This window comes from Ventrimonas faecis (genome assembly GCF_040096075.1).
Lineage (GTDB): Bacteria > Bacillota > Clostridia > Lachnospirales > Lachnospiraceae > Brotaphodocola > Brotaphodocola faecis.
Genome location: NZ_JBBMFJ010000014.1, coordinates 22,377 through 36,556 on the forward strand (window position 1 = coordinate 22,377; position 14,180 = coordinate 36,556).

At 50.5% G+C, this 14,180-nt stretch carries 12 protein-coding genes; 5 read left to right on the top strand and 7 right to left on the bottom strand.

Translation table 11 applies throughout. The features are described 5' to 3' along the window. The first annotated feature begins 121 nt into the window (after positions 1 to 121). The 5 genes from WMO41_RS07960 to WMO41_RS07980 all read left to right on the top strand — a co-directional run bounded on the left by WMO41_RS07960 (position 122) and on the right by WMO41_RS07980 (position 4,989). A complete protein-coding gene (locus tag WMO41_RS07960) occupies positions 122 to 1,312 on the top strand; it encodes an ABC transporter substrate-binding protein (protein WP_349229301.1) in 1,191 nt (396 codons plus the stop codon). 109 nt (positions 1,313 to 1,421) lie between these two features. After that, positions 1,422 to 2,303, top strand: coding sequence for a branched-chain amino acid ABC transporter permease (locus WMO41_RS07965; RefSeq protein WP_349229302.1), 882 nt, complete (start codon positions 1,422 to 1,424; stop codon positions 2,301 to 2,303). Between the two features lie 10 nt (positions 2,304 to 2,313). Then, positions 2,314 to 3,417: a branched-chain amino acid ABC transporter permease gene (locus WMO41_RS07970; RefSeq protein WP_349229303.1), complete on the top strand. Its 1,104-nt coding sequence runs from the start codon at positions 2,314 to 2,316 to the stop codon at positions 3,415 to 3,417. Then, positions 3,417 to 4,295 (top strand): ABC transporter ATP-binding protein, encoded by an 879-nt coding sequence (locus WMO41_RS07975; RefSeq protein ID WP_349229304.1) that lies wholly within the window; start codon positions 3,417 to 3,419, stop codon positions 4,293 to 4,295. Before WMO41_RS07970 ends, WMO41_RS07975 begins: the two co-directional genes overlap by 1 nt. Beyond that, a complete protein-coding gene (locus WMO41_RS07980) occupies positions 4,282 to 4,989 on the top strand; it encodes an ABC transporter ATP-binding protein (protein WP_349229305.1) in 708 nt (235 codons plus the stop codon). The genes WMO41_RS07975 and WMO41_RS07980 overlap by 14 nt, the downstream gene beginning before the upstream one ends. 479 nt (positions 4,990 to 5,468) lie before the next feature. Here WMO41_RS07980 and WMO41_RS07985 read toward each other — a convergent pair whose 3' ends face one another. From WMO41_RS07985 to WMO41_RS08015, 7 genes are all read right to left on the bottom strand, one after another. Further along, positions 5,469 to 6,356: an ROK family protein gene (locus WMO41_RS07985; RefSeq protein ID WP_349229306.1), complete on the bottom strand. Its 888-nt coding sequence runs from the start codon at positions 6,354 to 6,356 to the stop codon at positions 5,469 to 5,471. 43 nt (positions 6,357 to 6,399) lie between these two features. After that, positions 6,400 to 7,332 (bottom strand): mannose-6-phosphate isomerase, class I, encoded by a 933-nt coding sequence (gene manA / locus WMO41_RS07990; protein ID WP_349229307.1) that lies wholly within the window; start codon positions 7,330 to 7,332, stop codon positions 6,400 to 6,402. Positions 7,333 to 7,363: 31 nt separating this feature from the next. Continuing rightward, positions 7,364 to 8,149 carry a response regulator transcription factor gene (locus tag WMO41_RS07995; protein WP_349229308.1) on the bottom strand — a complete coding sequence of 262 codons (786 nt, stop codon included), beginning with the start codon at positions 8,147 to 8,149 and terminating at the stop codon, positions 7,364 to 7,366. Further along, positions 8,121 to 9,902 (bottom strand): sensor histidine kinase, encoded by a 1,782-nt coding sequence (locus WMO41_RS08000; RefSeq protein WP_349229309.1) that lies wholly within the window; start codon positions 9,900 to 9,902, stop codon positions 8,121 to 8,123. Before WMO41_RS08000 ends, WMO41_RS07995 begins: the two co-directional genes overlap by 29 nt. Positions 9,903 to 10,043: 141 nt before the next feature. Beyond that, complete coding sequence (locus WMO41_RS08005; protein ID WP_349229310.1) at positions 10,044 to 11,096, bottom strand: extracellular solute-binding protein; 1,053 nt, start codon at positions 11,094 to 11,096, stop codon at positions 10,044 to 10,046. Positions 11,097 to 11,167: 71 nt separating this feature from the next. Continuing rightward, positions 11,168 to 12,244 (bottom strand): ATP-binding cassette domain-containing protein, encoded by a 1,077-nt coding sequence (locus tag WMO41_RS08010; protein WP_177273235.1) that lies wholly within the window; start codon positions 12,242 to 12,244, stop codon positions 11,168 to 11,170. A 32-nt stretch (positions 12,245 to 12,276) separates the two neighbouring features. After that, positions 12,277 to 13,977: an ABC transporter permease gene (locus WMO41_RS08015; protein ID WP_349229311.1), complete on the bottom strand. Its 1,701-nt coding sequence runs from the start codon at positions 13,975 to 13,977 to the stop codon at positions 12,277 to 12,279. Positions 13,978 to 14,180: the final 203 nt, after the last annotated feature.

The following is a 14,180-nucleotide window of genomic DNA, read 5'->3' on the forward strand; positions in this document are numbered from 1 at the left end:
TTTCCACTTTAGTGCTATAATTGGCTACAACTTGTATCTATGACAGAGACACTTGTTCTTGTACTATGTACAGTCAAGGATTCTCGATGCAGAAAGATACAGATAAAAGGAGGATCTGATTATGAAAATGAAAAAAGTGCTTGCATTAACCCTTTCCGCATGCATGAGCATGGGCCTGATGACCGGCTGTGGCAGCAGTTCAGCAGGCAGCTCTTCTTCAGGTGGCAGTTCCGACTCAAAAGTCATCAAGATCGGCGTCTTCGAGCCGACCACCGGTGAGAACGGCGGCGGCGGTTTCCAGGAGGTTCTTGGTATCCGTTATGCCAACAAGGTACATCCGACTGTAAAAGTAGGTGAAGATGAGTACAAGATCGAACTGGTAGAGGTTGATAATAAATCAGATAAGACCGAGGCAGTCAATGCTGCTCAAAAGCTGGTCAGTGAGAAAGTTTCCGTAGTGCTTGGAAGCTACGGCTCCGGCGTATCTATCGCAGCCGGCCAGATCTTCGCAGATGCCAAGATTCCTGCTATCGGATGTTCCTGTACCAACCCTCAGGTTACTCAGGGCAATGATTTTTACTTCCGTGTATGCTTCCTGGATCCGTTTCAGGGTACGGTTATGGCAAACTATGCAACCGATAACGGTGCAAAGACCGCAGCGATCATCACTCAGCTGGGTGACGACTACTCCTCCGGTCTTGGTTCCTTCTTTAAAACAGCATTTTCCGATCTGGGCGGCTCCATCGTCAGTGAGGAACAGTTCCAGACCAACCAGACAGACTTCAAAGCGATTCTGACCAACATCAAGGCACAGAATCCGGATATCATCTTTGCTCCGTCCTCCATTACCACGGCTCCACTGATCATCAAGCAGGCACGTGAGCTGGGCATCACCGCTACCATCGCAGCCGGTGATACCTGGGAGAACTCCACCATCATCGAGAACGCAGGCGATTCCGCAGAGGGCGTAGTCCTCTCCACATTCTTCGATGAGGCAGAACCGGCTAACGACGAGGCAGCAGCTTTCATCGAAGGCTTCAAGACCTACTTAAAGGAAAACAAGCAGGAGGAGATCATCCCGGCTGTATCCGCTCTTGGCTATGACTCCTACTTAGCAGCCATCAAAGCAATTGAAAACGCCGGCTCCACCGACACCACCGCCATCCGTGATGCCTTAAAAGACGTATCCATCGACGGTGTAACCGGAAGCATCTCCTTCGACGAAAATGGTGACGCCAACAAAGACATGGCCTTCATCAAAACCATTGAAGGCGGCAAATTTAAATTCCTGACCACCACCACGGTAAAATAAAACCTGTGGTACACATCATCATAGCGAGTGGAAATAACCCTATGAGTGGAAACAACTCTATGTTTCCACTCGTTGCATTTATTACTATAACACAGGAGGAATCCCTTCCATGACATTAACAACCTTTCTTCAGCAATGCCTGACCGGCATCTCCTTAGGCGGTGCCTACGCCCTGATCGCCATCGGCTACACTCTGGTCTACGGCATTCTCCGGCTCATCAATTTCGCTCATGGCGACATTTTCATGATGGCCGGTTATTTTATGATCTTCGCTATGGCCAGCCTTCCCTGGTTCATCGCGGTTCCGGTGGTCCTGATCATCACCGTGATTCTTGGTGTTTCCATCGAGCGGGTGGCTTACCGCCCCTTGCGCTCCGCACCAAGAATGTCCGTCATGATCTCTGCCATCGGTGTCTCCTACCTGCTGCAGAACCTGGCCACCTACCTGTTCACGGCTCTGCCCAAAGGCTATCCGGAGATTCCATTTTTAAAGAAGATTTTCCAGATCGGCGGTCTGTCCGCATCCTTCGTCACCTTCCTGACTCCGGTGCTGACTCTGGTCATCGTCTATGCTCTGATTACCCTGATCAACAAGACCAAGATCGGCATGGCCATGCGGGCTGTGGCCAAGGATTATGATACCGCTGCTCTGATGGGCATCAAGATCAACAAGGTCATCACCTTCACCTTTGCCGTAGGTTCTCTGCTGGCTGCAGTGGGATCTGTGCTGTACTTCACAGACCGTATGACCGTATTCCCCTTCTCCGGCTCTCTGCCTGGCCTGAAATGCTTCGTAGCTGCCGTATTCGGCGGTATCGGAAGCATACCGGGAGCCGTCATCGGCGGATTTATCCTTGGTCTGGGTGAGACAGCCCTGGTTGCCATGGGATACTCCACATTCAGCGACGCATTTACCTTCGTCCTGCTGATCATCATTCTGCTGATCAAACCGACCGGTCTGTTCGGCGAGAAGACAACCGATAAAGTGTGAGGTGGACAACATGAAAAAACAGCCAATTTCCAAAAACAAACTTTATACTCTGGCGGCCCTGCTGGTTGTCATCGCCCTGCTTGCATTCCTGCAGGCCAACAGCAGCAGCTACAGCTACCAGATCTCCATTCTGGAACGAAGCGCCATCTATGCGGTGGTTGCCGTCTCCATGAACCTGCTGACCGGATTTACCGGACTCTTTTCTCTGGGTCAGGCCGGATTCATGGCCATCGGTGCCTACACCGTGGCAATTCTGACCATCCCGGTGGAAAGCCGGGCCAGTGTATACTATGTAAGCGGTATTTCTCCCGCCATTGCAAATCTTCACTGTCCTTTCTGGCTGGCTCTCATCATTGCCGGCCTGATTTCTGCCGCCGCTGCTGCTCTGATCGGAATCCCGGTACTGCGGTTAAAGAGCGACTATCTGGCCATTGCTACTCTGGGATTTTCCGAGATCATCCGTGCCGTCATCGCAGCACCACAGCTTGACCAGATCACCAACGGATCCTACGGACTGAAGAGTATTCCCGGCTTCCCAAATCTGTTCATGGCCTTCGGTCTCTGTGCTCTGTGCATCCTGCTGATGGTTCTGCTGATCAACTCCTCCTATGGACGTGTCTTCAAGGCTCTCCGGGAAGATGAGATTGCAGCTCAGGCCATGGGGCTGAACCTGTTCCACTACAAAGAACTGGCATTCGTCATCTCCTCCTTCTTCACCGGAGTAGGCGGCGGACTGCTGGCCATGTTCATGCGTTCCATCGACTCCAAGACCTTCTCCATCTCCCTGACCTACGACATTCTTCTGATTGTAGTGCTGGGCGGCATCGGAAGTGTCACCGGAAGCGTACTTGGTTCCTTCCTGGTAACAGCCGGACGTGAATGGCTGCGGTTCTTCGACAACCCTCTGACCATCGCCGGCATCCAGATTCCTCTGTTCCGCACCGGTTTTCGTATGGTCATCTTCTCCATCCTGCTGATGGTAGTGGTTCTGTTCTACAGCCGCGGTCTGATGGGAAGCAACGAATTCTCCTGGGATGGCCTGGGACGACTGCTGAAGGGCATTCCTTCCCGACTGAAAGGCAGTAAAAAATCCAAGAAGGGAGCAAAAGCATAATGGCAGACAACAATACAGCAAAGACAGAAACATCCGGAAATGTCCTCCATATGCAGGATGTGACCATGCAGTTCGGCGGCGTGGTAGCCGTCAACGGACTGACACTGGATGTCAATGAAGGGGAAATCGTGGCTCTGATCGGCCCCAACGGTGCCGGCAAGACCACCGCATTCAACTGCGTCACCGGTATCTACGAGCCCACTTACGGAAAAGTAGCATTTAAGGGTGAGACCATCCTTTCCAACACCCCCAAAGGCAAGATGGAAAAGATGTACTTAGGTGAGGTCACTCCCACCTCCATCCCCATCGTAAAAAATACGCCCGATGTGATTACCAAAAAGGGCATTGCCCGTACCTTCCAGAACATCCGTCTCTTCGGTCAGCTGACCGTATTTGAAAATGTTCTGATTGCCAAGCATATGCGTGCAAAGCAGAATGTATTCTCTGCTACCCTCCGCCTGAATCGGGCCGAGGAGGCACGGATGCGGGCCGAGACCATGGCTCTCTTAAAAGAGCAGCATCTGGATCACCTGAAGGATGAAATTGCTTCTTCCCTGCCCTACGGCCTTCAGCGCCGACTGGAGATCGCCCGGGCTCTGGCTACAGAACCCAGCCTGCTTCTCTTAGACGAGCCGGCTGCCGGCATGAATCCCCAGGAGACTCAGGAACTGACCGATTTCATCAAGGAAATCCGGGAAACCTATCATTTGTCCATATTCATGATCGAGCATCATATGGATCTGGTCATGCAGATTTCCGATCGGATCTATGTACTGGATTTCGGCAAGCTGATTGCACAGGGCACACCGGATGAAATTCAGAACAATCAGAAAGTAATAGACGCATATCTGGGGGTGAGTGACGATGTTGAAGATTGAGAACTTAAGAGTAAATTACGGCGGAATCGAAGCCGTGAAAGGCATCTCCTTTGAGGTGCCGGACAAGAGCATCGTAACCCTGATCGGTGCCAACGGTGCCGGCAAAAGCACCACGCTCCGCTCCATCGTTGGACTGGTAAAGGCCGCCGAGGGAAGCAGCATCACCCTGGACGGAGACCAGCTGATCGGCATGGACACTCCGGATATCGTGAAAAAAGGAATCTCTCTGGTACCGGAGGGTCGTCACGTCTTCCCGGATATGACCGTGATCGAGAACATCAAGATCGGAGCCTATTTAAGAAATGACTCCATCGAGGAAGATATCAAATGGGTTCACAGCCTGTTCCCCCGCTTAAAGGAGCGCAGCTGGCAGCTGGCCGGCACCCTCTCCGGCGGCGAGCAGCAGATGCTGGCCGTAGCCCGGGCACTGATGAGCCATCCCAAGATTCTGATGATGGATGAGCCGTCTCTGGGACTGGCCCCCCTGATCGTCAAGAACATCTTCTCCATCATCCGAGAGATCAACAAGCAAGGCGTAACGGTCCTTCTGATCGAGCAGAACGCCAATATGGCTCTTCACACCGCTGATATCGGTTATGTACTGGAGACCGGCAAGATCACCATGCACGGCTCCGGCAAGGAGCTGCTGGCCGATGAATCGGTGAAAGCAGCTTACCTCGGAAAATCGAAATAAATACTTACGCCGCCAGGCACAGCACAGAAAAAGGCAGCCAGATCTCATTCTGACTGCCTTTCTAGTCATTTCGATATATCCCTGCTTGATATTTTCGTATCTCGTATCGTTTGTGAAAACGCGAAAGAACTCCAATACATCTTCGGGAGTAACTGTTCAGGACCCTCGGTTGCAGTCCTTTAATTCATTGTGAAAAACAGAGAATGGAACGATACGTTTCGATATAAATGAAAGTGCTTTCCTTTGACTATTTTAGCATAAGAATTTCTATTCTTCAAGCGCACAAACGAGCATCGCAAGTTTCGCAATTACCTATGTTTTTTTCATTATTATTTAACTTCATTTAGCATTTCTTTTTCGAATCCACTTGATAAATCTAATAATCAAACCAGACCTTGGACTTCAGTCCCGAGTATTTTGTAAATGTTTTAGTAAAATAACGTACGTCGCTGTAGCACAGTTATCTGCAATCAGAACATTTAACATACAGTCTTCTCTTTCTCATATCGATCCATGCCAAGCTTCAGTGCGCCCAGAATCCCCTGATTATCATCCAGAGACGGCAGCACCAGATAGGAATCCAGATCTTCCAGTTCCTTTGTCCTGATATAGCCCGCCATCTGCTCCTTCACTTTCTGACGCACCATGGGCATCAGACCATCCTTGTGCATCACGCCGCCGCCCAGAATAATCTTCTGGGGAGACAGGGTCATGATAAAGTTCACCACTGCCACAGCCAGATAATGTGCCTCCAGTTCCCATACCTCCGGTCTGTCATACAAAGTTTCTGCCTTCTGGCCCCACCGCGCCTCGATGGCCGGTCCGGCTGCCAGACCTTCCAGACAAGTTCCGTGATATGGGCATTTTCCGCCGTAAGTATCATCACTTCTCACCGGCATCAGCATATGTCCGCACTCCGGATGAAGCATGCCGTGAAGCAGCTTTCCCTCCGTCATCACACCGGCTCCGATGCCGGTTCCGATAGTGATATACATGGCATTCTTCACATCCTGCAGACATCCCCAGGTTGCCTCACCCAGCAGAGAGCCATTCACATCGGTGTCAAATCCCACCGGAATCTGCAGATGTTCCCGGAAATATCCACAGATATCACAGTTGACCCACGGCAGCTTCGGTGTTGTCGTAATATATCCGTAAGTGTCCGATGACTCATTCAAATCAATCGGTCCAAAGCAGCCGATTCCCAGCGCCAGGATCCCCTTGCCTTCAAAATATGCCAGCAGCTTCGGCAGAGTCACCTCCGGTGTCTCTGTGGGAATGGACACCCGCTCCAGAATCTCTCCCTTCTCATTGCCGATTGCACACACCATCTTAGTTCCGCCAGCTTCCAATGCTCCAAATAACATATCGTTTCTCCTCCATTCCATATGAGTTGCCGTTCCATAAAATCTACAGATGGGATGTAATGATTTCCAGATTACCCTCCACATGCATTGTGCCATACTGATATGGCACAATAAAGTGATCTCCTGCCTTCACCGGAATGCCGTCTGCCATTCCGCTTCCTTCTGTCACATCCACAAGCAGAAAATCATATTTCTGCTCCAGATCCAGTGCTGTTCCTACCTTCCACTGCTCCACGGTAAAGTACTGACTTTTCACCAGCTGTCGTACCCGGTAATCCTTACGATCATCCCACGCCCCCGTGGTTGACACGCCGCTGTGGGGACAGGTGATCACATCCTTGCTCTTATCCAGATGCAGTTCTCTTGGTTTTCCATTCTGCAGACGACCGTAATCGTACAGACGATAGGTCACATCACTGCTCTGCTGAACCTCCAGAATCAGTGTACCTTTCCGGATCGCATGGACCGTGCCGGATGGAATATAGAAGAAATCACCCTTATGAATCGGGAAACAGTTCAAAAGCTGATCCCATTTTCCCTCATCAATCATCTGCACCAGCTCTTCTCTGGTTCGGGCATGATGGCCCACGATGATATCCGCTCCCTTTTCACAGTCCAGAACGTACCAGCACTCTGTCTTTCCCTTAGAGCCATTCTCATGAACCGCCGCATATGCGTCATCCGGATGTACCTGAATGCTCAGATCATTGTTAGCATCAATTACCTTTACCAGCAGTGGAAACGAAGTCTCTGCCGGATGACCGAACAGTTCCCCGTGCTGTTTCCACAGGTCATCCAGGTTCCATCCGTCGTAGGTTCCACCCTTCACAGTGCTTTTGCCATTCTGATGTCCACTGATTGCCCATGCCTCCCCGGTCTCTTCACTGGGAATGGAATATCCATACTTCTCCCGCATCTTGTGACCGCCCCAGATCATCGTTTTAAAACATGGTTCCATAAATAACAGTTCGCTCATTTCCTTTTACCCTCCTTGGAAAATGTCTTTTCTAGATTTCCTTGATGAACTTCGTCGGCGATTTGGACGTGTACTTTTTAAACACCGTACAAAAATGCTTATAGTCTGTAAATCCGGTGGCATCGGAGATCTCGTTGATCCGGTAGCTGCCGGTATTCAGGAGCGCTACCGCCTGCTGCACCCTGTATTTGTTCAGGAAGTCCAGAAATGTCTGCCCGGTGACTTCTTTGAATTTACGGCTTAAGTAGCTGGCGCTGACCCCCAGTTCTTCACATATGGACTCAATGCTGATTTTGGATCCATAATCGGTACGAATCCGTTCGACAGCCATGGACACATAGTGATTCTCTGTCCGGTCCAGATTCTTGTAGTATTCAAGATTCAGATTCCCGCCTTCCAGCTCTGCCTGTTCCACCTGCACAAGAGCCTGATCCTTCTGACGCTCGCATGCCAGTTCGCCGGCCAGTCCCTTCAGAATATCCGCCAGTTTCTGTTCATCCACCGGCTTCAGCAGATATTCACTTACCCGGGCCGCAATGGCTCGTCTGGCATAATCGAATTCTGCATAGCTGGTCAGCAGAATGCTCTTAAAGTGAACAGTTTCTGATGCTTTTTCAATCATCTCGATCCCGTCCAGATAAGGCATATAGATATCTGCAATCACCACGTCAGGACGATACTCCAGGATCTTTTCATATCCTTCCTGACCATTGGCTGCCTCAGCCACTACCACACAATCCATGGACAGCCAGTCTGTGGTGTAGACCAGTCCTTTTCTGATAATATCTTCATCCTCCACAATCAAAATCCGCAGCATGATTTTCCTCCCCATGAGCCGGAATTGTCACAATCAGCGTAGTTCCGTGACCTTCCAGACTTCTGATTTCCACCCCATATAACCGTCCGTACAGAATCTGAATTCTTCGATGAATATTGTAAAGACCTGAATGCCTGCTGGTGTTCTCCTCCTGCTCCAGAAGCCGGGTCAGACTGCTTAAGTTCTGCTGGCTCATTCCCACACCATCGTCCCGGCAGATCATAATCAGACGGTCTTCATAACGATAAGCTTTCAGTTCTACACGCAGATTCTCCTGACGCCCAAATCCGTATTTCACCGAATTCTCAATCATCGGCTGAAATACCAGCTTGGGAATCCGGCAGGCAAGCACTTCCGGTTCCACATCCGTGATGCAGGTAAAGCGTTTTCCGAACCGATATCGCAGGATAGAAAGATAATTCTCCAGGTGTTCCAGATCTTCCCGAAGTGTCACCTCCGCCTCTCCTCCATTCAGGCTGTAGCGCAGAAGTCCTGACAGATTAAACACCATCCGCTCTGCAGTAGCCGGCTCCAGCTTGCACATGTATCGGATATTTTCCAGTGTGTTATAAAGAAAATGAGGGTTGAACTGGGATTCCAGCTGTTTGTTCTGAGCTGTTGCCACCAGAATCGCCATCTTTCTGTTATTTTCCATCTGCTCTCTTAAGCCTGATATCATCTCATTGCAGGCATCTGCTATGATCTGGAATTCATTCTCACTGTGAATCGAAATTGCGGTACCCAGATTTCCACCTTTCACCTGCTCCAGCACATCCAGAATCTTGTAAAAGTCTTCTGTTTTCTTCTCTGTCACCTTGCCGGACACCATCACCAGCCACAGGCACATGCCAAGAAGTGCCGTAATGATCATCAGTCCTGCTATCGACAGCGAGATCACGATATTCTGGATATTTGCCACAGAATATACCAGAAATCCTCCTGGCTCCACGGACTGTTTCATGGTCAGATACAGCTGACCATCATCGCTCAGCCAGTGACCTGCCTCGTCCAGCGCAGTGCGAACCTGATTGTTGCCGGTCAAAAACTGGGACGCATTACTGAAATATACCCAGCCAAAGGCATCACACACAACCGTCTGGGTATCCAGTTGATCCAGCAGAGGCTGCATCTGCCTGGCCGGAATCGTAAATACCAGATACCCGTTCTCTACTGCCGTTCCAATCGCCAGAATCCCCGCCTGGCTTTTCCATCCATTCTTAAGCTGAATCACAGGACATCCCGGCTTCTGATCCATCGCCGTAAACATCCCCCAGGAGCTGGCTCCGGCCCGCCCCAGTGCATCCACTGCCGTACCGTAATCCTGCTGCTTATGGACGTTCCGGCTGTCTCCGGTTCCAACCTCATAGCCGATCTCATTCCCATTCTGATCCAGCACATGAAATTCAGCCTCATAGCCGATCTCATTCTGCAGACGATACACGATCTCATAGATCTGCTGCTGAATTCCGGCAATCCGGGATCTTGAAGCCTCGCCCGAAACCTCACCGGAATCCGCTTCCAGAAGTCCCGGAATGGCAGACAGTTCCTTCAGACCGTCCTGATATCCGGTAAGCACCCGGGTAAGCTCCTGCGCTACGAGATGATTCTGCCGCCTGGTAATGCTGAGCCTTCCGTACAAAAATGCCGCCATGAAGATCACACCGCAGACCAGGGTAAACACGAAAACGGGAATTACCGCATAGCTGACAAACATTTTTCTCAATTCATCCTGAAAGTATCGTTCCCGCTTCATCTATCAGCCTCCATAATCTGTCCGTAACTGTTCAGTACCCTCACAGTTACGGGCAAAAATCCATTGAAAATTGCCTTCGGCAACGGGATTTTTGCCTGCAAGCCCATGTTTTCATACGGTCAGCGCAGTGAATGCGCAGACCTACGGAGCAGTTACGGATTTTTCATACAATCCGGCAAACCGTTCCAGCCACAGAGCCTTCTTCTGTCCACTCAGCTCTTCGTCATCCCATATGATATGGAGCTGTCCTTTGTCCGGCAGGTATGAGGGCTCTTCCACATCTGACCGCACGGTTCTGCGGTCCAGCTGGGAGCTGATCGTCTGCTGTGCATCCAGCCCGGTAACAAAATCAACGAACTGCTCTGCCTCTGCTTCATGGATCGTTCCTTTCACAATTGCCACCACATCAGGCCTGGAGATCACACCTTCTTCCATATAAACAATCTTCACCGGCTGACCTTCCGCCACATAGTGTGCCGCACCTTCCTCGAAGGTCAGCCCCACTGTAAATCTGCCATCGGCTACGCCCTGATAGACTTCCGATGAGCTTTCAAGCAGCACGCCGTCCAGATTGGCAATAAACTCCTCCACATAGTCCCAGCCTTCCTCCGGCTCTCCCTCTCCCATCGCATACAGCATATTGATCAGCTGCTCCCACGCGGAGGAAGAGCTGGACGGACTGCACATGGCAATTCTGCCCTTCAGTTCCGGATTCAGAAGATCCTCATAGCCCTCTATGGTCAGATCACCTAACAGTCTTGTATTGACCATCAGTACACTTGGCATATCGGTAAATCGGGTCAGATTCCCCTCTGTATTCTTAAATTCCTCCAGCACCATCGGTTCGTTGATGCTGATATAAGGCTCAAATAACTCCTGCCTGGCTCTCACCGTAGTCAGCGAGCCTCCCCAGAATACATCACACAGCGGTTCTTCACGGGTTGCCACATCTCCAAGCAGTTTCCCCGTTCCTCCGGTACACACCCTCACATCGATTCCTGTCCGGCTCTCAAATTCTGCTACAATCGGATTAATAAGACCAGGCGGATGAGGGCAATACACCACCAGTTCCTCATCCGCCTGAACACCGGCAGTATGTTCCCCCGCCTTCTCAGCACCGGCACAGCCGGTGAGACAAAGCGCAAGAACTGCTGCCACACTTAAGTTTTTGCCTAAAACATCTGTAACCCCCATACCCCAGAGTCCTCCTGACCCGCAACCATTCTTCCCAAGCAGTCACTCATGACTCCATTTTAAGCAACGGTTTACAAAATGTAAACCCCTCTGGGGTCAAATTCCAGAAATGCCTTCTCACCTACCTCGTAGATTCTCCGGTTCACCGGGTTATAATCTGTAATCTGAATCTCCATTCCGTCCACCAGCATCTGATAATACTGATAAGAGCCCATAAAGGTGGACAAGGTAACGGTTCCCTCCAGTACACCTGTTTCAGAAAGCTTTGCAGCCTCAGGACGGATTACCAGCTCAGACTTATCCCCGGCCCTGGCATGAGCGAAGTTGTTGACCTCAATCTCCTCGCCTGCAACCCGGATTCTGGCCTTCTCCCCGTTTTCTGACAGCACCTGTGCATCCAGGAAATTGGCTTCCCCGATGAAGTCTGCCACAAACTTTGAGTTAGGATGATAGTAGATCTCCCGCGGCGTTCCGATCTGTTCCACCTTGCCCTTGCTCATGATAATAATCTTATCCGAGATGCTCATCGCCTCTGACTGATCATGCGTTACGTAGATTGCAGTAATCCCCACCTTCTGCTGGATCTTTCTGATCTCGGTTCTCATGGTTACCCTAAGCTTTGCATCCAGATTGCTTAACGGCTCGTCAAAGAGCAGCACGCCTGGCTCCAGCACCAGGGCCCGGGCAAGGGCTACTCGCTGCTGCTGTCCGCCAGAAAGCTGATTGGTCATGCGGGACTCCATTCCCTCCATCTCTACCAGCTTCAGGATGTTCAGTACCCGCTCCCGTATCTCTTCTTTGGGCAGCTTGCGAATCTTCAGTCCATAAGCCACATTATCAAATACATTATAATGAGGCAGAAGTGCATAGCTCTGGAACACCATCGCCGTATCACGCTTGTTGGGTGTCAGGCTGTTGATGGCCTCCCCGCCCAGGTAGATCTCACCCTCATCCGGACTCTCAAATCCGGCAATCATGCGAAGGGTGGTCGTCTTTCCGCAGCCGGAAGGACCAAGAAGCGTCACAAATGTTCCCGGTTCGATATCCAGGGTGGTGTCATGCACCGCATAGAAGTTTTTTCCAGTCTTGGGATCCTGATATATTTTGGAAATGTGTTCCAGCCGAACACCTTTTTTCTGTTTCTCCATGATTATAATCCTCCTCTTGTGATTCAGCAGATCTACCGGATAGTTCTGCTGACTCCAAAATGTCTCATCATCCAGTTCATGATCAACACTGCTCCATAGGTGATGGCAATCAGTACGGTGGCATAGGCACAGGCCACACCATAGTTCCCCTTCTCTGCCTGTTCATTGATCTGGCAGGTAATCAGCAGGAAATCCGGTGTTACCAGCAGAATGATGGCAGATATTGCCGTGATACTCCGCACAAATGCTGTTACCAGTCCGCTGAAGAAGGAATCCTTGATCAACGGCAGTGTCACCGTCATAAATACCGTAGCAGAATTGGCACCCATATCATATGCCGACTCCTCGATGGATTTGTCAATCTGGCGCAGGGCCGAAATACCACTTCTGGTTCCCGTTGGAAGGCTTCGCACAATAAACACAATAATCAGGATCAGACCCGTTCCGTACAATCCGCTCATCAGTCCTGTCCGAAACAGTCCATTGGCATATCCCCGGATATACCCGATACCAAGTACCGTACCAGGTACCGCCATGGCCAGCATGGACACAAACTCGATAAATCCCTTCAATTTGAACTTCTTCTTCACCACCAGATAAGAGATCACCATGGACAGAAATGCGGTCAGCGGGGAAGCGATCAGGGACAGCAGAAAGGAGTCCTTAAATGCTTTCAGGCCGCTGGTCTTAAACATGTACTGGAACCATTTGAGTGACAGGCTGTAATCCCGCCCCCATAAGGTGAACAGAGCGCCAAATGGAACCATGATGTACATCAAAAGCACAAATGCTGCCACCAGTCCACAGAAACAGGTCAGCGGAACGGTCACACTCTTGTCTTCAATCAGCATTCTCATCCTGGATGCCTTGCCGGTCAGTGTTGCCGCCGTCCGTTTCTCCAGATAATACTTCTGGATCAGGAACAATACTACCGTCAGAGACAAAAGAACCACGGACATAGCTGCCGCGCCGGTGGAATCATAAGCTCCCGTCACCTGCAGATAAATGGTGGTTGCCAGCGTATCATAAGATCCACCGATCAGCATAGGGTTTGCAAAGTCAGCTACCGACTCGATAAACGTTACCAGGAAGGCATTGCCCAGGCCAGGAAGCAGCAGTGGAAATGTCACACTGGTGAATACCTTCCATCGGGTCGCTCCCATATCCCGGGTCGCCTCCTCCAGAGACGGATCAATATTTTTCAGCAGACCCTTTAACATCAGATAGCATACCGGGAAGAATGTCAGTGTCTGCACAATGGCAATTCCCTTCAGACCATACACATTGGAATCGTAGATTCCCAGCATGGACCGTGTGATAATACCGCTCCGTCCGAACAGCATGATCATGGACAGAGACAGCACAAAGGGCGGTGACACCACAGGAAGCATGGATACCAGCCCGAATAGTTTTTCCAGAATCCTGGTCCGAAGCTTTACGTACACCTCCACATAGGCAAACAACAGGCCGATGGCCGTGGATGCCAGTCCCGTAATAACCCCCAGAACCAGCGTATTTTTAAATGCATGCTGAAACCGTTCCAGGCTCAGCACCCGCCTGAATACATCCAGCGTAACCCGTCCCTCTTCATAAAAGCTGTCCACCAGAAGCATGAGCAGCGGATACATGATAAACAATGCCAAAAAGATCAGCAGCACAGTAATCATGCTTACAAGAATAGGATCCGAAAAGAATTTTTTGCGCTCCAGCTCGGCGCTTTGTGATCTGGCCACAAGAAAGCCCCCTTTCAGGTATATAACTGTTCCTGTAACTGTTCAGTACCCTCACAGTTACGGGCAAAAATCCATTGAAAATTGCCTTCGGCAATGGGATTTTTGCCTGCAAGCCCATGTTTTCATACGGTCAGCGCAGTGAATGCGCAGACCTACTGAACAGTTATCTATTCCTAACTGTTTCGTATCATCACAGCTGCGAT

Excerpts from the sequence above, each read along its gene's own strand:
- WMO41_RS07985 (WP_349229306.1), bottom strand. The coding sequence starts at position 6,356 with ATGTTATTTGGAGCATTGGAAGCTGGCGGAACTAAGATGGTGTGTGCA.
- WMO41_RS07960 (WP_349229301.1), top strand. The coding sequence starts at position 122 with ATGAAAATGAAAAAAGTGCTTGCATTAACCCTTTCCGCATGCATGAGC.
- WMO41_RS07975 (WP_349229304.1), top strand. The coding sequence starts at position 3,417 with ATGGCAGACAACAATACAGCAAAGACAGAAACATCCGGAAATGTCCTC.
- WMO41_RS08000 (WP_349229309.1), bottom strand. The coding sequence starts at position 9,902 with ATGAAGCGGGAACGATACTTTCAGGATGAATTGAGAAAAATGTTTGTC.
- manA (WP_349229307.1), bottom strand. The coding sequence starts at position 7,332 with ATGAGCGAACTGTTATTTATGGAACCATGTTTTAAAACGATGATCTGG.
- WMO41_RS07965 (WP_349229302.1), top strand. The coding sequence starts at position 1,422 with ATGACATTAACAACCTTTCTTCAGCAATGCCTGACCGGCATCTCCTTA.
- WMO41_RS07995 (WP_349229308.1), bottom strand. The coding sequence starts at position 8,149 with ATGCTGCGGATTTTGATTGTGGAGGATGAAGATATTATCAGAAAAGGA.
- WMO41_RS08005 (WP_349229310.1), bottom strand. The coding sequence starts at position 11,096 with ATGGGGGTTACAGATGTTTTAGGCAAAAACTTAAGTGTGGCAGCAGTT.
- WMO41_RS08010 (WP_177273235.1), bottom strand. The coding sequence starts at position 12,244 with ATGGAGAAACAGAAAAAAGGTGTTCGGCTGGAACACATTTCCAAAATA.
- WMO41_RS07980 (WP_349229305.1), top strand. The coding sequence starts at position 4,282 with ATGTTGAAGATTGAGAACTTAAGAGTAAATTACGGCGGAATCGAAGCC.
- WMO41_RS07970 (WP_349229303.1), top strand. The coding sequence starts at position 2,314 with ATGAAAAAACAGCCAATTTCCAAAAACAAACTTTATACTCTGGCGGCC.